Source organism: Streptomyces sp. NBC_01571 (assembly GCF_026339875.1).
GTDB lineage: Bacteria > Actinomycetota > Actinomycetes > Streptomycetales > Streptomycetaceae > Streptomyces.
Window position 1 is genome coordinate 5,136,709 of record NZ_JAPEPZ010000001.1, and the last position, 18,225, is coordinate 5,154,933.

Consider the following 18,225-nt stretch of genomic DNA (forward strand, 5'->3'; position numbering starts at 1 on the left):
GGGGGCATGACATGCGCCACAACGGTGAGCAAACTGGCTAGAAAAGGCCCCTGTAGCCCTGCCAGCCGCTCGCGATCTTCACCCGTGAGCCGAACGAGCCGGTCCCCGTCCCGGCGTTGCGGTAGACGTTCCCCGAGGTGTCGCGCTCGACCAGGTCGCTCTTCCCGTCGCCGGTGATGTCCCCGACCCCGACGATCGCGTTGTAGGACGCGCCCCAGCCGGAGAAGACCTTCACCCGGTCCTTCAGCGGGCCCGTCCCCGTGCCGTTGTAGCGGTACAGCGTCCCCGCCTTGTCACGGGCGAGCACGTCCCCGATCCCGTCGCCGTTGAGGTCCCCGGCACCGACGATCTTCGTGTAGCCCTTCCACGCCGTACGGATCCTCTTGCCCGCGGCGAGCGTTCCGTCGCTCTTCGCGGCGAACAGGTAGATGTCGCCGGTCGAGGCTTTCCGCGCCAGCAGATCGGGCCGCCTGTCACCGGTCAGGTCGCCCGGCGAGGTCAGGACGTCGTAGGCGTTCCATCCGGTGCCGAGCGCCTTGTACGGCGTCGAGGGGGTCGGCGCCGTGCCGCACGCGGGTTTGTAGCCGCGCAGGGACCCGTCGCTCATCCGCACCAGGACGTCGTTGCAGCGGTCGCCGTTCAGATCGCCGAACGGCACCGCGACGGTCTTCGTCGACCAGCCGCTGCCGGTGGCCTTCCCGGCGAACGCGCCCTTCCCGTCGCCCTGTTGGAAGGTCAGGCCGCCCGTAGAGTTCAGGGTGAGGAGGTCGGCGGTGCCGTCCGGAAGCCGTTCGGCGCCCACATGGTCGTGGCGCACCGGGCTGCCGCCGTGCAGCCGCACTGTGCCGCGCACCTGGAGGGGGCCACCGACACCGTCCGCGGGCGTGACGGAAAGGGTCCAGTCGTAGGAGCCGTCCGGCAGGAAGACGTCCCCCGTGAGCCCCGGATCATCGCCGTGCCAGCCGACACTCAGCTCACCTCGCGCAGCACCCCCGTCGCGACCGTCGCCGTAGACCTTGCCGGTGGCGCGGTTACGCACGGTCAGATCCCAGGTCGCGGCCGGCTTCGACAGCAGCACGGTGGTCAGCGTGTCCGGGATGGTGTCGATCTCGTGCGCCCCGACGGACGACGCGCTCCGCGCGGGCGCCAGCAACCGCAGCGGCTGCTGAGCCACCCCGGAGGGTACGAGGTGCACGCGCTCTTGGTCGTCCACGTACGCCGCGTTCGCGCCGGACTCGTCGACCGTCCAGCGCACGTCCCGCTGTGAGACCCCGGTGTCGGGCAGATCGCCGATGATCCGGCTCTCGGCGCTGCCACCCGCGACCGCCGTCAGCGTCAGCTTCCCGGCCCGCTTGTCGTGCGTGACGACGTACCCGTCGCCGAGCTTCGCCTCGCCGGCGGGCACGGCCACGGACTTCTTCGCCGTACGGTCGAAGACGCCGGCCCTGCCGCCACAGGTCCAGTAGATCCACCGGCCGAGGGCCTGGAGCTCGGTGGGCATGCAGCCCGCGTCCGTGGTCAGGGTCTCGGTGGTCTTCTTCGCGGTCAGGTCGTACGCCGTGACGGTGCCGGGCGTCGCTCCCGCCGTCCAGAGCACGTCGCCGGAGAGGGCGGCGGCTCCCGGGGTACGGGTGAGCGCCGGAGTTCCGTCGTTGCCGATCGCGTACACGTACTGCTTGTCGGCGGCCGTGTAGAGGACGTACCGGCCCGAGACTTCCGTGACCCGGCCGCCCGCGGGCACGCTCCGCTGCCACAGCCCCGCTGTCGTCGGGCCGTTCACCCGAAGCAGCTCGGAGGTGTCCGACCCGTGCTCCAGCCAGACGATCCGGCCGTCAGCCGTGCCGTGCAGCGGGGCACAGGCCGCGCTGTCGGTCGCGCAGGAGCCGATCACCACGTCGGACGTGAGGCGCGGGGTGAAGTCGACACGCTCGCCGTACTCGGGGCTTCCGGTCACGGCGACGCTCCGCACGTAGTCGTCACGCGTTCCGTTCCTGCTGGTGTCCGTGACGACGAGACGGCCCTGGTCGAGGGAGATCCCCTGGACCGGGACGGCCGGCTTGGGCAGCGGCTTGACCTGGGTGACGACCGGGGCGCCGTCGGGGCCGGGGGCGATGCGCTGGATGCCCCAGTCGTCGGCACCGGCGCGGCCCATCTTCACGGCGGTGCCCCCCGGACCGCTCACCATCCCGTAGGCCGAGGACGGCATCAAGGTCACCGCCGCACCGCCGCCGATCGGCTGCGCGACCACCTGGTTGACGCCGTTGACCAGCCAGTCGCCGACGACGGCCAGGTCGTGGTTGGAGTTCACCTGGTCACCGACGTTCCGCAGGACGACCTCGGCCGGTGCCGCCGACAGGTCGGCGCGGGGGAACACCAGCACCTTGGCCTTGTCGTAGGCGCCGACGACGACGTGGTCCGGCGAGATCCACACCTTGCTGTACGCGATGGAGAGCGGACCACTCCAGCTCTGCACCTGCCCGCTCTCCCGGTCGACGGCGACCAGGCGCGCCTCGCCGTCCAGCGTCGCGCGCAGGAAGACACTCTTGGCGTCCGCGCCGGCCGGCAGCCCGAACTTGAGACCAGCGGGTCCACCGCCGACGGTCACGTCTCGGGTGCTGCCGTCCGCCCCCGGGGTCAGCAGGTGAATGATCCGGGTGCTCGTGCCGTCCTCGGCGGTCCCGTTGCGAAAACCGACGACCAGGTTGTCGTAGGGATTCAAGAACCCGGTACCCGCAGGCATCTGGAGGCGCTGGGTCGTGCCGTCCGCCGCGTTCCATAGCTCGACCTGGCCGTCGGGGTACTTGTAGGCCAGGACGTCACTACCGGTGGGTATGGCGGACGCCCCGGACCGGACCGGGACGGGTACCGACTCACCGTCCGCGTAGCGCGTCCACAGTGACGGCTCGCTGCCCTCCACACGGTGGAAGACACCCTGTGCCCCGGCGCTGTCGTGGCCGTTCGCGCTCGAGGAGTTGAGGAAGGCGGCCGAGGTGTAGGTGTTCCGCAACTGGGCCGGAACCACCGTTTCCTGTGCCACGGGCAGCGCGGACGCCGGCGTCGGCAGCAGCGGGACCAGCCCGCCCGCGAGGGCCGCGGACGCGGCGGTGGCGACAGCGATACGTCTCCGTCGAGCGCGTTGGACGAAGGCATGACGAACCAAAGGGATCCCCTCCCGGAACGGTGCGGAGAGGCGACCACCGTCCCAGGCGTCGGCCTGGCCCCCAGCCGTCGCATCCCCCACACACAAGTCGGCCGATCATACAGAGAGTTCACAGGGGAGCAGAGAGCGTTTACCGCCCCTGCCCTCGCGGACAGCGATGTGGCCCCCACCCGGAACCCGGGTGGGGGCCACATCACTTGGCTATGTCAGCGGCGGTCAGCCGTTGCGCTTCCAGCGCGGCTTCTCGTCGCGGCGGAAGGAACCGCCGCCGGTGCCGGGGCCGGTGCCGGTGCCGGTGCCGCGGTGGTCGTCGCGGCGGCCGTAGGGACGCTCGTGGCTGCCGGAGCGGAAGCCGCCGCCCGACGGGCGGTCGCCCTGACGGTCACGGTTGAAGGGACGGTCGCTGCCACGGTGGCCGCCACGGTCGTCACGGCGCTCGAAGGAACGGCCGGTGCCACGGTCGTTGTCGCGGCGGAAGCCACCACGGTCACCGTCACGGCGGTCGTCACGGCGGAAGCCGCCACGGTCGTTGTCACGACGCTCGGGAGAACGGCCGCCACGGTCGTCACGGTTGAAGCCACCGCCACGGTTGTCGTCCCGGCGGAACCCACCACGGTTGTCGTCACGACGCTCGAAAGAACGGCCGCCACGGTCGTCGCGGTTGAAGCCGCCGCCACGGTTGTCGTCACGACGCTCGAAGGAGCGGCCGCCACGGTCGTCCCGACGGTCGTTGTCGCGGCGGAAGCCACCACGGTCACCGTCACGGCGGTCGTCACGACGGGCACCACGGTCGTCGCGGTTGAAGCCGCCACGGTCGTTGTCGCGGCGGAAGCCACCACGGTCGTTGTCACGACGCTCGTAGTTGCCCCGCTCGTCACGGCGCGGACGCGACTGCTCGTAGGACGGCCGCTCCGCGGGCTGCTCGGACACGGCGGCGGGCACCTCGGCGGGAGCCTCGGCCGCGGCCTGCTCGATCACGGCCTCCGCGGCCGCGGCGACCGCGGTCTCCGGGTCCTCGCCCCGCTCACGCGCGGCACGGGCGACCAGACGGTCGGCCTCACCGCGCAGCTCGGCGGCGCGACGCTGCGCGCGCTCCAGCTCCTTGGTGAGCTGCGTGACCTCGCGCTCGGCCTGCTGGGCGGCGTCGCCCGCGGACTGCGCCTGGACCTCGGTCATCGAGCGGGCGCCGGTGATCTCGGCGACCTCGGGCTCGAAGGCCGTACCGGAGTTGATGATGTGACGCGCGGCGTCGACGCCCGCGTCCTCCATCAGCCGGAAGATCTGGCGGCGCTGGTGCGGCAGCGACAGCGACACGACGGTGCCGGAGCGGCCCGCGCGAGCGGTACGGCCGGAGCGGTGCAGGTAGTCCTTGTGGTCACCGGCCGGGTCCACGTTCAGGACCAGGTCGATGCCGTCCACGTGGATACCGCGGGCGGCGACGTCGGTCGCGACGAGCGCGTTGACGTAACCGTCCTTGAAGTCGGCCAGCGTCCGGGTGCGGGCGCCCTGCGTCATGCCGCCGTGCAGGGCGTCGGCCTTCACACCGGCGTCGCGCAGCTGCTCGGCGATGCGGTCGGCGCCCAGCTGGGTGCGGACGAAGATGATCGTGCGGCCCTTGCGGGAGGCGATCGCGGCGGTGACCGGCGCCTTGTCCTTGGGCTTCACGATGAGGATGTGGTGCGACATGGTCGTGACGTTGCCCTGGGCGCTGTCGACCTCGTGCGTGACCGGGTTGGTCAGGTAGCGCTTGACCAGCGTGGAGATCTCGTTCTCCATCGTGGCGGAGAACAGCATGCGCTGGCCGCCGGCCGGGATCTGGTCGAGCAGCTCGGTGACCTCGGGCAGGAAGCCCAGGTCCGACATCTGGTCGGCCTCGTCGAGGACGGCGATCTGGGTGTTCTCCAGCGAGCAGGCGCCGCGGTTGATGATGTCGCGCAGGCGGCCCGGGGTGGCGACGAGGACGTCGACGCCGCGCTCCAGGGCGTAGATCTGGTTGCCCATCGACGTACCGCCGCAGACGACCTTCATCTTCAGGCCGAGGACGTCGCCGTAGGGCTGCAGCGCGTCGGCGACCTGCATGGCCAGCTCACGGGTCGGCGTGAGGATGACGGCGCGCGGCTTCTTCTTCTCGGTGTGACCGCCGGCGAGCTGCGCCAGGGTCGGCAGACCGAAGGAGAGGGTCTTGCCGGAGCCGGTGCGGCCGCGGCCCAGGATGTCCTTGCCGGCCAGGGCGTCCGGGATGGTCGCGGCCTGGATCGGGAACGGGCTGGTCACGCCGTTCTGAGCGAGCTTGCGGACGACGCCCTCGGGAAGACCGAGGGTCGCGAAGGTGATCTCGGGGGCGGCCTCGACGGCCTCGATGGTCTCGACGGAGGCCTCTACAGCGGCCTCGACGCCCTCGATGTTGTCGCCCTCGTTGTTCTCGGGCACGACGACGTGATCAGTACTGGAAACAGACATGCGAAATGCGAACCTTCCGGAGTTCTACGGCACGCGCCCAAACTCCGTGAAGTCGCAATCGACCGCCTCTATGCGGTCCGGCCACGGCAAGGGAGAGTACGCGCCACGCGGCGCTCTCTGCGTTGGCGCCGGGCAAATGGGATCAAACGATCTACTACCATACGCACCCCTCACCCCTGAAGGCAAACTGACCTCAAAAAGCCAGGTCAGGCGCGTACGAGAAGGGGAACACCACCGCCCCCCGAACCTATTCCCCGCCGTTCTCCCCTTCTTCCGGTCCTCGCTCCCCGCTCCCGCTCTCCGCCTCTCACCGACCCCCTCCTGCCCTTCCCGTCCTCCTCGTCCGCGTCACCACCAGCGGTGCCGGACCGGCGCCCCGGCCCGCGGCGCCGGCACCCGGTTCAGCATCTGGGTGCCCTGCTCGTGCGCGGACGACGACGGCTCCGCCGTACTCGGCTCGGAGGAGGGCGACGAGGACGGCGGGGGAGGCGGGGGCGGTGGTGTCGGATCGGACGTCGCACGGGTGGGACTCGGCACACCGCCGGACGGACCGGGCCGGTCCGTCCCGCCCTTCCCGTCCCCGTTCCCGCTCGCCCCGCCGGACGGCTTCGCCGCACCCGACGCCGACGCCGACGCGGACGCCTCGCCGGACCGTGCCTCACCGGGCCGGCCAGGGGCACCCCCCTTCGCCCCCGTCCCCCCGTGGAACCCGCCGCCGCCCCCGCCGCCCGCGGATCCCCCGTCCGGTGCGCCGCCTCCGCGGTGCCCCGCCGAGTGCGCGGGCTCGGGGCGGCCCGCGTCGTCACCCACACTCATGCAGCCGGCGGCGGCCGCTACGACGATGACCGTGGCGGCCAGACGGACGGATACGTACAAGGCGCGCACGGGCAGCCACCTCCGGTTGGGGTCTCCCTGCTCGATCGCTGCCGAGAGCCCGGGGAAGTTCGGGGAGTCCCCCTGCCCAACTCCCGCCGCCCGCAAGAGGACACGCGCCAAGACGCACCGCCGTCGGACGGCTCACCCGTATCCGAGCGCGTGCAACCGGTCGTCGTCGATCCCGAAGTGGTGAGCGATCTCGTGCACCACGGTCACCTCGGTCTCCGCGATCACGTCCTCCCGGGTCGCGCACATCCGCAGGGTCGGCCCCCGGTAGATCGTGATCCGGTCCGGCAGCACCCCCGCGTACCACTCACCGCGATCGGTCAGCGGAGTCCCTTCGTAGAGCCCGAGCAGCCCCGGGTCGGACGGGTCGGGCTCGTCCTCGACGAACACCGCCACGTTGTCCATCAGCCGTGTCAGCTCCGGCGGAATCCGGTCCAGCGACTCGGCGACCAGTTCCTCGAACTCCTCGCGCGTCATCTCCAGCACACGGCCATTGTCCGGCACGACCGCCCCGCACGAGAGTCGACGACGGCCCCGGACGGAACACCGGAGTCACCCAGCTCTCCAGGGGCGGAGTCACCGAGCCCTGCCGGTCGGGGGACCACCCGCCCGCGCCGCACCGCATACCCGCCCGCACCCTTGGGCATACGGGACCAATGGCCCGCGTCCCCGCTGCCGTAACCGTCCCCGCGACCGCCCTGGCCCGTCGCTGCCGCACCCTCGGCAGCCGCGTCCGCCGCACCCCTCGCGCCCGTCCCGTGGCCCAGGAACTCGTCCAGCAACCGTCCCCGTACGCCAGGGCGCTCGGCCTGATGGCCGTCGTCCTGCTCGGCGCCTGGCTGGGCCTGCTCATCGTGGGAAACGTGCGCGCCCCGGTCGGCCCGATGAACACCACGATGACCCTGCGCCCGTCGGTGACCGGCGGCACGAAGATAAACGTCTCCCCGCTGGGCGCCCTCGAACTCGACAGTCATGTCGCCCCCGTCCGGCTCGACGTCAACGTCGACCAGCTCGACCCGGTCCGCGCACAGGCCCTGGTCGACCACCCGGAGCGCCTCTCGGGCCTCCAGGACGAGGTCGCGCACGACGTCGAGCACGGCACGCTCGACCTGGCCGTACGGTCCTGCGTCGCGGTCGTCTCCGGGGCCACGGCACTCGGCCTCGCGGTCTACCGCCGGCCGCGCCGCGCCCTGGCCGCCGGCGGTCTGGCCCTCACCCTCCTCGCCGCCTCCGGCGCGACGGCCTTCGCCACCTGGAACCCGGACTCCGTCCTGGAACCGAAGTTCTCGGGCCTTCTCTCCTCCGCCCCGTCCCTCGTCGGCAACGCCCGCAGCATCGTCAGCGAATTCGACGTCTACCAGAAGGAACTGGCGCGCCTGGTGACGAACGTGACGAAGCTGTACGACGTCACCTCCACGCTCCCGACCTACGAACCGGACCCCAGCACGATCCGGGTCCTGCACGTGTCCGACATCCATCTCAACCCGGCGAGCTGGAAGATCATCGCGTCGCTGGTGAAGCAGTACGACATCAACGTGATCGTCGACTCCGGCGACACCATGGACCACGGCACCGCGGCCGAGAACGGCTTCCTGGACCCGATCGCGGACCTGGGCGCGCCGTACGTCTGGGTCAGGGGCAACCACGACAGCCGTCTCACCCAGCGGTATCTGGAACACCTGAAGAACACGCACGTCCTGGACGACGGCCGCGCGCTCACGGTCGCGGGCCTGCGCTTCGCGGGCATCGGCGACCCCCAGTTCACACCCGACCGCTCGGTCGCACCCGGCGGCGGCGCGGCGGAGGAGCTGGCCGGCGCCCGCCTCGCCTCCTCCCTGCGCGACCAGCGCGCCGCGGGCACACCCGTCGACATCGCCATCGCCCACGAACCCTCGGCGGCCCGGCTGACGGACGGCGAGGTGCCCCTGGTCCTGGCCGGCCACCTGCACCACGAACAGACGGAGGTCATGAAGTACGGAACCCGCCTGCGCGTCGAGGGCTCGACGGGCGGCAGCGGCCTGCGCGCGATCGAGGGCACCTACCCGGACCCCATCGAGGCCTCGGTCCTCTACGTCGACCGGGACACCCACCGCCTCCAGGCCTGGGACGAGATCAAACTGGGCGGCCTCGGACTCACGACGGCGGAGGTCAGCCGCCACCTCCCGAAGGAGAACCACCCCGGCGCCCCCCGATCCCCCTCTCCCACCTCACCCGCCGCCACCCCCGCCACTCCTTCCTCCAGCTCCTCCGACAGCGCCCCGTAAACCGTTTTGGCGATACCTCCCGCCATCCCATATGCTTCTCACGTCCCCGACGCGCTGAGGAAGCGCCCAGGCGGGCCGATAGCCCTCATCGTCTAGCGGCCTAGGACGCCGCCCTTTCAAGGCGGTAGCACGGGTTCGAATCCCGTTGGGGGCACGCAACACCGTGTGCGACACTGTTCACGCGTCGCACACAACAGCTTGGTCCTGTGGAGCAGTTTGGAGTGCTCGCCACCCTGTCAAGGTGGAGGCCGCGGGTTCAAATCCCGTCAGGACCGCTGAGGTTTCTCCGGAAACCTCGTGGCTGGGTAGCTCAGTTGGTACGAGCGATCGCCTGAAAAGCGATAGGTCGCCGGTTCGACCCCGGCCCCAGCCACCACATGAAGGGCCCCGTCCGTCGGACGGGGCCTTTCATCGTATGGTTCGTCCCTGAACTTGGCATGCACCGTGCAGGACACGGTGTCCTGGGGATGGGGAACCCATGGTGTTACTCAAGGGCGAGCCGAAGCCGCAGACCGCGGCCAGGCGGCAGGCGCCGGTGCGCGAACTCGACTTGGAGCGGTATCGCGCCCGATACGGACTACAGGCGGTTCTCCTGAGCAATCTGGCGATCGCCGGCGTGGCGATCTTCGGAGTCTGGCGCCTGGACGGCGACAAGTCCGTCATCATCGGCGTCCTCACCGCGGCCTTCACCGCCGTCAGCAGCATGACCACGGCCTACTTGGGCATCAAGGCCGTCTCCAACACCGCCCAGGCGATGGCCCAGTCGGCCCCCTCCCGCCGGGACGCGACACCCCCCGCAACACCCCCCAAGAATCCATAACCGCCCCCACGCCCCCGCGGCCGCCCATGCCACACGAGGGCTGTGCCGTTTGTAGCGCAAGGCCATCGCCGACGCACCCGCAGCCGCCGACACACGGAAGGGGCCGTCCCGGCGTCTCGCAGACCGCCGCCCACGCACCCGCAGCCGCCGACACACGGAAGGGGCCGTCCCGGCGTCTCGCAGACCGCCGCCCACGCACCCGCAGCAGCCGACACACGGAAGGGGCCGTGCCGGTGTGTCGCAGGCCGTCGCTTACGTTCGGATCGAGCAGCGGCTCGCATACCCGGCCCACGCCTGATCCAGCGGCGACGGCCTCGACACACCGGCACGGCCCCGACCCACCCACCGCCCGGCACACCCGCCACTGCCACTGCCACTGCCACCGCCACCGCCACCGCCACCGCCACCGCCACCGCCACCGGGAACCCCACCCCACACCCCCGCCGAAGGCACCCCCGCCCAAAACCGTTCGCCAGGAATTTCGGCGAGGTGAGATCCTGGACCGCGTATGTCTACGCATCCTGCCCCCGCCCTCGGCGATCTCGCCCCCCGCCTGGCCGAGCTGTCCCTGCGCGACGCGCACCGGCTCGGCCGCAGGCTCGAGGGCGCGCGCCGGATCCGCAAGCCCGAGGCCCGGACCGCCGTGCTCGCCGAGATCGAGGCGGAGGTCACCAAGGCCGAGGCCCGCATGGCCGAGCGCCGCGCCCGCGTGCCCGCCGTCACCTACCCCGAGCAGCTCCCCGTCAGCCAGAAGAAATCGGACATCGCCGACGCCATACGCGACCACCAGGTCGTGATCGTCGCCGGTGAGACCGGCTCCGGCAAGACCACCCAGATCCCCAAGATCTGCCTCGAACTCGGCCGCGGCGTCCGCGGCATGATCGGCCACACCCAGCCCCGCCGCATCGCCGCCCGCACCGTGGCAGAGCGCGTCGCCGACGAGCTGGACACCCCGCTGGGCGAGGCCGTCGGCTGGAAGGTCCGCTTCACCGACCAGGTCAACCCGGACGGCACCTTCGTCAAGCTCATGACGGACGGCATCCTGCTCGCCGAGATCCAGACCGACCGCGAGCTGCGCGCCTACGACACGATCATCATCGACGAGGCCCACGAACGCTCCCTCAACATCGACTTCCTGTTGGGCTACCTCGCGCAACTGCTCCCCAAGCGCCCGGACCTCAAGGTCGTCATCACCTCCGCGACCATCGACCCCGAACGCTTCTCCCGGCACTTCGGCGACGCCCCGATCGTCGAGGTCAGCGGCCGCACCTACCCCGTGGAGGTCCGCTACCGCCCGCTCCTGGAGGAGGAAGGCGACGACGCGGACCGCGACCAGATCACCGCGATCACCGACGCCGTGGAGGAGCTGCAGGCCGAGGGCAAGGGCGACATCCTCGTCTTCCTCTCCGGTGAGCGCGAGATCCGCGACACGGCGGACGCGCTCACGAAGAAGAACTACCGCTTCACCGAGGTCCTCCCCCTCTACGCCCGCCTCTCGCACGCCGAGCAGCACCGCGTCTTCCAGCCTCACACCGGCCGCAGGATCGTGCTGGCGACGAACGTCGCGGAGACCTCGCTCACCGTCCCGGGCATCAAGTACGTCATCGACCCGGGCACCGCCCGCATCTCCCGCTACAGCCACCGCACGAAGGTCCAGCGTCTCCCGATCGAACCCGTCTCGCAGGCCAGCGCCAACCAGCGCAAGGGCCGCTGCGGCCGTACGTCCGACGGCATCTGCATCCGTCTGTACTCCGAGGACGACTTCGTCTCCCGCCCGGAGTTCACGGACGCGGAGATCCTCCGTACGAACCTGGCGAGCGTCATCCTCCAGATGACCGCGGCCGGCCTCGGCGACATCGAGAAGTTCCCCTTCATCGACCCGCCGGACCACCGCAACATCCGTGACGGCGTCCAGCTCCTCCAGGAGCTGAACGCGTTGGACCCCACGGAGAAGGACGTACGCAAGCGCCTGACCGAGACGGGCCGCAAGCTCGCCCAGCTCCCCGTGGACCCCCGGCTGGCCCGGATGGTGCTGGAGGCCGACAAGAACGGCTGTGCGCGTGAGGTGATGGTGATCGCCGCGGCGCTGTCCATCCAGGACCCGCGCGAGCGCCCCTCCGACAAGCAGACGCAGGCCGACCAGCAGCACGCCCGCTTCAGGGACGAGACCAGCGACTTCCTCGCGTTCCTGAACCTGTGGCGCTACGTCCGCGAGCAGCAGAAGGAGCGGGGCTCCTCCGCCTTCCGCCGCATGTGCAAACAGGAGTTCCTGAACTTCCTGCGCATCCGCGAGTGGCAGGACATCTACACCCAGCTGCGCACGGTGGCGAAGCAGATGGGCATCCACCTGAACGAGGAGGACGCGGCCGACCAGAGCGTCCATGTCTCGCTCCTGGCCGGCCTGCTCTCGCACGTCGGCATGAAGGACGTGAAGGAGACCGGCGGCGAGAGCGGGCGCGCCACCGGCAAGAACGAGTACCTGGGCGCCCGCAACGCCAAGTTCGCGATCTTCCCCGGTTCGGCGCTCTTCAAGAAGCCCCCGCGCTTCGTGATGTCGGCCGAGCTGGTGGAGACCTCCCGCCTCTGGGCGCGGGTCAACGCGAAGATCGAGCCGGAGTGGGTCGAGCCCCTGGCCGGGCACCTCCTGAAGCGGACGTACAGCGAACCGCACTGGGAGAAGGACCAGGCCGCCGTGATGGCGTACGAGAAGGTCACCCTCTACGGCGTGCCGATCGTCGCCCAGCGGAAGGTCAACTACGGGCGCATCGACCCCGAGACGTCCCGCGAACTCTTCATCCGCAACGCCCTCGTGGAGGGCGACTGGCGCACGCACCACAAGTTCTTCGCCGACAACCGCAGGCTGCTGACCGAGGTGGAGGAGCTGGAGCACCGTGCCCGGCGCCGGGACATCCTGGTCGACGACGAGACGCTCTTCGACTTCTACGACCAGCGGGTGCCGGAACACGTCGTGTCCGGAGCGCACTTCGACTCCTGGTGGAAGCACAAGCGCCACGACGAGCCCGAGCTTCTCGACTTCGAGCGTTCGATGCTCATCAACGAGAAGGCGGGGGCCGTCACCAAGGACGACTACCCCGACTCGTGGCGTCAGGGGCGTCTCAAGTTCCGGGTGACGTACCAGTTCGAGCCGGGCGCGGACGCCGACGGCGTGACGGTCCACATCCCGCTCCAGGTCCTGAACCAGGTGACGGACGAGGGCTTCGACTGGCAGATCCCGGGTCTGCGGGAGGACGTCGTGACGGAGCTGATCCGCTCCCTCCCCAAGCCCATCCGCCGCAACTACGTGCCCGCCCCGAACGTCGCGCGGGCCTTCCTCGACCGTGCGGTCCCCCTCCAGGAACCGCTGGCGACGACGATGGCCCGCGAGCTGAAGCGCATGGTCGGTGTCACGCTCACCGCCGACGACTTCGACTGGTCCCGGGTCCCCGACCACCTGAAGATCACTTTCCGGATCGTCGACGAGCGGCGCCGCAAGCTCGCCGAGGACAAGGACCTCCAGGCGCTGCAGCTCCAGCTGAAGCCGAAGGCCCGCAAGGCGATCTCGCAGGCCGCGGCGGCGACGGCGGAGCGCGAGGGCGGCGAGTCCCTGGAGCGCACGGGCCTCACGGACTGGACGATCGGCTCGCTGGCGCGCGTCTTCGAGACGCGCCGGGCGGGCCAGCCGGTCAAGGCCTACCCGGCCCTGGTGGACGACGGCGACACGGTCTCCGTACGCCTCTTCGACACCGAGGCCGAGCAGGCGCAGGCCATGTGGAAGGGCACCCGGCGGCTGATCCTGCGCAACATCCCGGTGAACCCGGGCAAGTTCGCCTCGGACAAGCTGACGAACGCCCAGAAGCTCGCCCTGTCCGCCAATCCGCACGGCACCGTGCAGGCCCTCTTCGACGACTGCGCGACGGCCGCGGCGGACAAGCTGATCGGCGACTTCGGAGGCCCGGCGTGGGACGAGGAGTCGTACCGGAAGCTGTACGACAGGGTGCGCGCCGAGATCGTCGACACGACGGTCCGTACGGTCGGACAGGTGCAGCAGGTGCTGGCCGCCTGGCAGGCCTGTGAGCGCCGTCTGAAGGACGTCAGGAGCCCCGTGCTGCTGGCGAACCTCGCGGACGTGCGGGGGCAGCTCGACGCCCTCGTGAAGCCCGGCTTCGTCACGGCGACCGGTCTGCGCCGGCTGGCCGACCTCATGCGCTATCTGGTGGCCGCGGACCGCCGGCTGCAGCAGATGCCGACCAGCGTCCAGCGGGACACCACCCGGATGGAGAAGGTCCACGAGATGCAGGACGAGTACGCCTGGCTCCTGGAGCAGATGCCGCAGGGCCGTCCGGTACCGCAACAGGTCCTGGACATCCGCTGGATGATCGAGGAGCTGCGGGTCAGCTATTTCGCCCACGCGCTCGGCACGGCGTACCCCGTCTCCGACAAGCGCATCGTGAAGGCGATCGACGCCGCGGCGCCGTAACGGGGCCCGTACGGTGGGTGAGTTCGACCCCGGGCTCACCCTCCTGTACAGTCTCTTCTCGCAGCACAGCGCACGAACAGTGACTGCGAAACCTGGTCCTGTGGAGCAGTTTGGAGTGCTCGCCACCCTGTCAAGGTGGAGGCCGCGGGTTCAAATCCCGTCAGGACCGCAGTAGATACGAGAGCCCGGGTCTTCGGACCCGGGCTCTCGTGCGTCCGATACTCTCGCGCATCCCGTACTCCCGCGCGGTCCACACTCCTCCGCCCCTGCTCCGCCCGCGGGGCTTCCGCGTCTTGACGGCGCCACATTCCCCGGGTACCCCAGAAACCAGGGCTCTCGACCCCCTGGAGGTGGCCCATGGCGGCATCGGCCCGGCACGAGACGCGCGCCCTGCTCCGCGCCCATCTGTCGGCCGCTTCCGGCTACCGCCATCTGACCCGGCACTGCCCGATCTGCCACCGGCTCCTGAGGCTGGCCATGGAACCCGCTCCGTACGGCGAGGAGGACGAGACGGCGGCCGAGGACGAGAGCCCCTCCAGGGCCTGAGCCGGGGCGCCGGGAATACGGACCCCCTCCCAACTCCTTTAGCGCAGAGGAGTCGTGAGCGACAAGGACTCTGGCATGTGACGGGTGTCACCGCATAAGTTTTCAGAACAGCGAAACTTACACCCCACCTACAACTAGTCAATTTAATATGTGCAATTGCACCACCCGCCGAGGACTCCCACAGAAGATCCGACGGCCCTCCCCAGACTCCCACAAGGCCGCTCACAGACCCTCCGCGCCGCCCGCTCCCACGACCGCCCGGCGCACGGACGGAGCGTCAAGGGGGCGCGCCCGGGGCGCCGGAGGAGCGCCGTCGGGCCCGCCAGGACCCGGCCGGGGCACAAAAAAATCGCGCTGGACCCGGCGGAGTCCAGCGCGATCGACGACGCACCCTTGTCATTGGTGGAACTGGGTCGGGCGTGAGCCCTGTTGGGGCAGGACCCGCGTCGCTTGAAGCTGTGGTTCGGACGTTCCGGCGGATTGGGGGAGCTGCCGAATTGTCCGGTTATGTAATTGTTCAGGCCTCGCTGCGCTGCTGCGGGATGCCCGCAAGCAGTGCACGGACCTCCGCTTCGCGGTAGCGGCGGTGCCCGCCGAGCGTGCGGATGGACGTAAGTTTGCCGGCCTTCGCCCACCGTGTGACCGTCTTGGGGTCGACGCGGAACATGGTGGCGACCTCAGCCGGGGTCAGCAGCGGCTCGGCATCAGGGGTGCGAGCGGTCATGAGCGGCCTCCTCGGGAGAACCGAACCTTCTCGGTTCTTTCCTCTAAATTCTGCACCTTGACCCGCGTTGCCCGAAATGGCGGACGCGAGTCGAGTCGGTTATAGGACGAACGGCTTGTCCTCGGCACTACAACTACACCATCCGTCCAGCCGCGTCGGCCAAACCGATGGAATTGCCCTCCCAGGTGTTCATCAGCGACGGAAGCCGATGGACCATGCCATAGCGGACAGTCACGACACTGTGACGATCAGTCACAGGGCGATCAGGAGTCACCAGACCCCCCATAGCGTGCAATGCGGAGATTCCACCCAAACACGGGTAGAAGGAGTCCTCCCCGGACTCCTTGTCCTATTTTGGCACGGGGAGGGGTAAGCGATGCAAGAGCCAGGTAAGTGCCATCCGTCACGCTTGACACACCGTTGACACAAAAGACCGGATCGGGACCTACGTCCCGTAGTCGGGACCTACGTCCTACAGTGGGACCTCTTCGGCGTGCGAGGACCATACGTCAGTTCGGTTGCCCTCGGCTGAGATACGCGTCACACGTCCCGGACGGGGCCACGCGACACGCCCGGCCCACGTGATCCACCCGGCGGACCTCAGTTCGAGGACTGCCGGTCCCTGACCGAGCGCCAGCGCTCCACGAGCCGCCCGTACGCCTCGCCCGCGGTGGCCCCGTCCCCGTCGCGCAGCGCCTCGATGCCCTCGGCGACGTCCGCCGCCGAGTGGTCGTCCTCCAGGTGTCCGGCCGGCAGGACGTGCACCAGCCCGCCGTAGTCCAGCTCGACCAGCGAGCGCGGGTGGAACTCCTCGAGCCAGCGCCCCACGTCCACCAGGCCGTCGATGAGCGGCCCCTCGTCGAGGGTGTCCCGGAGCGTCTTCAGCGCCCGCGCGGTCCGCCGGCGCGCTTGCACCATCGGCGTCCGGTAGCGCAGCACCGGCGCCGCGCCGTCGCCGCCCGCGCCCTTCTCGTACTCCCGCTCCTCGTCGGAGACGAGCACGAACCAGTTCAGCGGCACCTGCCAGGTCGAGCTGCGGATCCACGGGCGGGCGTCGGGGTTGCGGGCCAGCCAGCGCTCGTAGTCCAGGGCGGCCTGTCGGCGGACGAGCGGGGGCAGCACCGCGTCCAGGACCGGTGCCGGCAGTTCCTCGGCCAGCTCGCCCAGCGCCTGCCAGCCCCGCAGCCGGGTGCGCCAGGGACAGACGCAGAGCACCCCGTCGACGTCCAGCACGAACGCGTCGGCGCTCTCGTGCACCGGCACGGGGATCGGCGGCGTCGGGAGCAAATCGGCCAGGGAACGGCGCAGTTCGTCCTGGTACGACGGACGCTCCGCGCGCCGGGCGTAGCGCGCCCAGTGGCCGCGCTCCGGCTCCGCAAAGGCGGCCAGCGGTTCGTAGACGCGCAGATAGGACGCGTACGGGACGACCACCGAGGACACCTTGGGCACCTCTGCTCCCTCCCCATCGGACCGAACACGAAACCCGGACGGGAACGTGTTCAACCGGCACACGAGCGACCGGGAAAACACTGCAAATCGTCCCACGGTCGTGCGGAAACGTACTCCGGGAGAAGGTGATCCTGAACACTGCGCGGATGGTGACCGGACACAGGCTCTACCCTCGTGCCCACGGGCGCCCGCCATCCGTACGGGCACCGTCCTCAACCGCCGCTACTTACCTGGGAGTCACCACAGTGACCGACGTAACCGACGGCGTCCTGCACACCCTGTTCCACTCGGATCAGGGGGGTCATGAGCAAGTCGTGCTGTGCCAGGACCGGGCCAGCGGCCTCAAGGCCGTCATCGCCATCCACTCCACCGCCCTGGGCCCCGCCCTCGGCGGGACGCGTTTCTACCCGTACGCGAGCGAGGAGGAGGCCGTCGCCGACGCGCTGAACCTCTCGCGCGGGATGTCGTACAAGAACGCCATGGCCGGTCTCGACCACGGCGGCGGCAAGGCCGTCATCATCGGCGACCCCGACCAGATCAAGAGCGAGGCGCTGCTGCTGGCCTACGGCCGGTTCGTGGCCTCGCTCGGGGGTCGTTACGTCACGGCCTGCGACGTCGGCACCTACGTCGCCGACATGGACGTCGTGGCCCGGGAGTCCCGCTGGACGACCGGCCGTTCGCCGGAGAACGGCGGCGCGGGCGACTCGTCGGTCCTGACCGCCTACGGGGTCTTCCAGGGCATGCGGGCCAGCGCCCAGCACCTGTGGGGCGACCCGACGCTGCGGGGCCGCAGGGTGGGCGTCGCGGGCGTCGGCAAGGTGGGCCACCACCTCGTGGACCACCTGCGCCAGGACGGCGCCGAGGTCGTCGTCACGGACGTGCGGCCGGACTCCGTGCAGCGGATCCTGGACAAGCACCCGACCGGGGTCACCGCCGTCGCCGACACCGAGGCACTGATCCGCGTGGACGGGCTCGACATCTACGCCCCCTGCGCGCTCGGCGGGGCACTGAACGACGCCTCCGTGCCGGTCCTCACGGCGAGGATCGTGTGCGGCGCCGCCAACAACCAGCTCGCGCACCCGGGCGTCGAGAAGGACCTCGCGGACCGCGGGATCCTGTACGCGCCCGACTACGTCGTGAACGCGGGCGGCGTCATCCAGGTCGCCGACGAACTCCACGGTTTCGACTTCGACCGGTGCAAGGCGAAGGCCGCGAAGATCTTCGACACCACGCTGGCCATATTCGCACGTGCGAAGGAGGACGGGATTCCCCCGGCCGCCGCGGCCGACCGGATCGCCGAGCAGCGGATGGCGGAGGCGCGTCACCGCGGCTGACGGAACCGGCCATTCGGAACTCCTCGTTCCGGCTCGTTTCCAGCTTGTCAGGGACCCGCCGAGGGAAGACTTGGAGAGAACTCTCACTCCTGTCGGCGGGTCGGGCGCC

Annotated in this window: 10 protein-coding genes and 4 tRNA genes; 9 read left to right on the forward strand and 5 right to left on the reverse strand. The window is 70.2% G+C overall.

Going from position 1 to position 18,225, the window contains the following annotated elements:
- Positions 1–37 precede the first annotated feature (37 nt).
- The 3 genes from OHB41_RS23085 to OHB41_RS23100 form a co-directional block, all read right to left on the reverse strand.
- Complete coding sequence (locus OHB41_RS23085) at positions 38–3,160, reverse strand: FG-GAP repeat domain-containing protein (protein ID WP_266700129.1); 3,123 nt, start codon at positions 3,158–3,160, stop codon at positions 38–40.
- Between the two features lie 216 nt (positions 3,161–3,376).
- A complete protein-coding gene (locus tag OHB41_RS23090; protein ID WP_266700130.1) occupies positions 3,377–5,620 on the reverse strand; it encodes a DEAD/DEAH box helicase in 2,244 nt (747 codons plus the stop codon).
- A gap of 1,017 nt (positions 5,621–6,637) precedes the next feature.
- The gene (locus OHB41_RS23100; RefSeq protein WP_266700132.1) at positions 6,638–6,988 is read right to left on the reverse strand and encodes a metallopeptidase family protein; all 351 of its coding nucleotides are present in this window, start codon (positions 6,986–6,988) and stop codon (positions 6,638–6,640) included.
- A gap of 170 nt (positions 6,989–7,158) precedes the next feature.
- Here OHB41_RS23100 and OHB41_RS23105 point away from each other — a divergent pair, with 170 nt between their 5' ends.
- From OHB41_RS23105 to OHB41_RS23140, 8 genes are all read left to right on the forward strand, one after another.
- Complete coding sequence (locus tag OHB41_RS23105; RefSeq protein ID WP_266700133.1) at positions 7,159–8,766, forward strand: metallophosphoesterase family protein; 1,608 nt, start codon at positions 7,159–7,161, stop codon at positions 8,764–8,766.
- Between the two features lie 81 nt (positions 8,767–8,847).
- Positions 8,848–8,920 (forward strand) — tRNA-Glu (locus OHB41_RS23110).
- Between the two features lie 46 nt (positions 8,921–8,966).
- A tRNA-Asp gene (locus OHB41_RS23115) sits at positions 8,967–9,041 on the forward strand.
- A 24-nt stretch (positions 9,042–9,065) separates the two neighbouring features.
- Positions 9,066–9,142, forward strand: a tRNA-Phe gene (locus OHB41_RS23120).
- A 102-nt stretch (positions 9,143–9,244) separates the two neighbouring features.
- On the forward strand, positions 9,245–9,586 hold the full coding sequence (locus OHB41_RS23125) for a hypothetical protein (protein WP_266700134.1): 342 nt from the start codon (positions 9,245–9,247) through the stop codon (positions 9,584–9,586).
- Between the two features lie 508 nt (positions 9,587–10,094).
- A complete protein-coding gene (gene hrpA, locus OHB41_RS23130) occupies positions 10,095–14,063 on the forward strand; it encodes an ATP-dependent RNA helicase HrpA (protein ID WP_266700135.1) in 3,969 nt (1,322 codons plus the stop codon).
- A 94-nt stretch (positions 14,064–14,157) separates the two neighbouring features.
- Positions 14,158–14,232: transfer RNA gene (locus OHB41_RS23135), tRNA-Asp, on the forward strand.
- Between the two features lie 188 nt (positions 14,233–14,420).
- Positions 14,421–14,609: a DUF6274 family protein gene (locus OHB41_RS23140; RefSeq protein WP_266700136.1), complete on the forward strand. Its 189-nt coding sequence runs from the start codon at positions 14,421–14,423 to the stop codon at positions 14,607–14,609.
- Between the two features lie 517 nt (positions 14,610–15,126).
- On the opposite strand, the gene bldC is transcribed toward OHB41_RS23140, so the two are convergent.
- Complete coding sequence (gene bldC, locus OHB41_RS23145) at positions 15,127–15,333, reverse strand: developmental transcriptional regulator BldC (RefSeq protein ID WP_003949541.1); 207 nt, start codon at positions 15,331–15,333, stop codon at positions 15,127–15,129.
- Between the two features lie 600 nt (positions 15,334–15,933).
- Positions 15,934–16,782 carry a DUF8083 family protein gene (locus OHB41_RS23150; protein WP_266700137.1) on the reverse strand — a complete coding sequence of 283 codons (849 nt, stop codon included), beginning with the start codon at positions 16,780–16,782 and terminating at the stop codon, positions 15,934–15,936.
- 245 nt (positions 16,783–17,027) lie between these two features.
- Here OHB41_RS23150 and OHB41_RS23155 point away from each other — a divergent pair, with 245 nt between their 5' ends.
- Positions 17,028–18,116 carry a Leu/Phe/Val dehydrogenase gene (locus OHB41_RS23155; protein ID WP_266700138.1) on the forward strand — a complete coding sequence of 363 codons (1,089 nt, stop codon included), beginning with the start codon at positions 17,028–17,030 and terminating at the stop codon, positions 18,114–18,116.
- Positions 18,117–18,225 lie beyond the last annotated feature (109 nt).

Coding starts and splice junctions, on each gene's coding strand:
- OHB41_RS23125 (WP_266700134.1), top strand. CDS start 9,245: ATGGTGTTACTCAAGGGCGAGCCGAAGCCGCAGACCGCGGCCAGGCGG.
- OHB41_RS23090 (WP_266700130.1), bottom strand. CDS start 5,620: ATGTCTGTTTCCAGTACTGATCACGTCGTCGTGCCCGAGAACAACGAG.
- OHB41_RS23140 (WP_266700136.1), top strand. CDS start 14,421: ATGGCGGCATCGGCCCGGCACGAGACGCGCGCCCTGCTCCGCGCCCAT.
- OHB41_RS23105 (WP_266700133.1), top strand. CDS start 7,159: ATGGCCCGCGTCCCCGCTGCCGTAACCGTCCCCGCGACCGCCCTGGCC.
- hrpA (WP_266700135.1), top strand. CDS start 10,095: ATGTCTACGCATCCTGCCCCCGCCCTCGGCGATCTCGCCCCCCGCCTG.
- bldC (WP_003949541.1), bottom strand. CDS start 15,333: ATGACCGCTCGCACCCCTGATGCCGAGCCGCTGCTGACCCCGGCTGAG.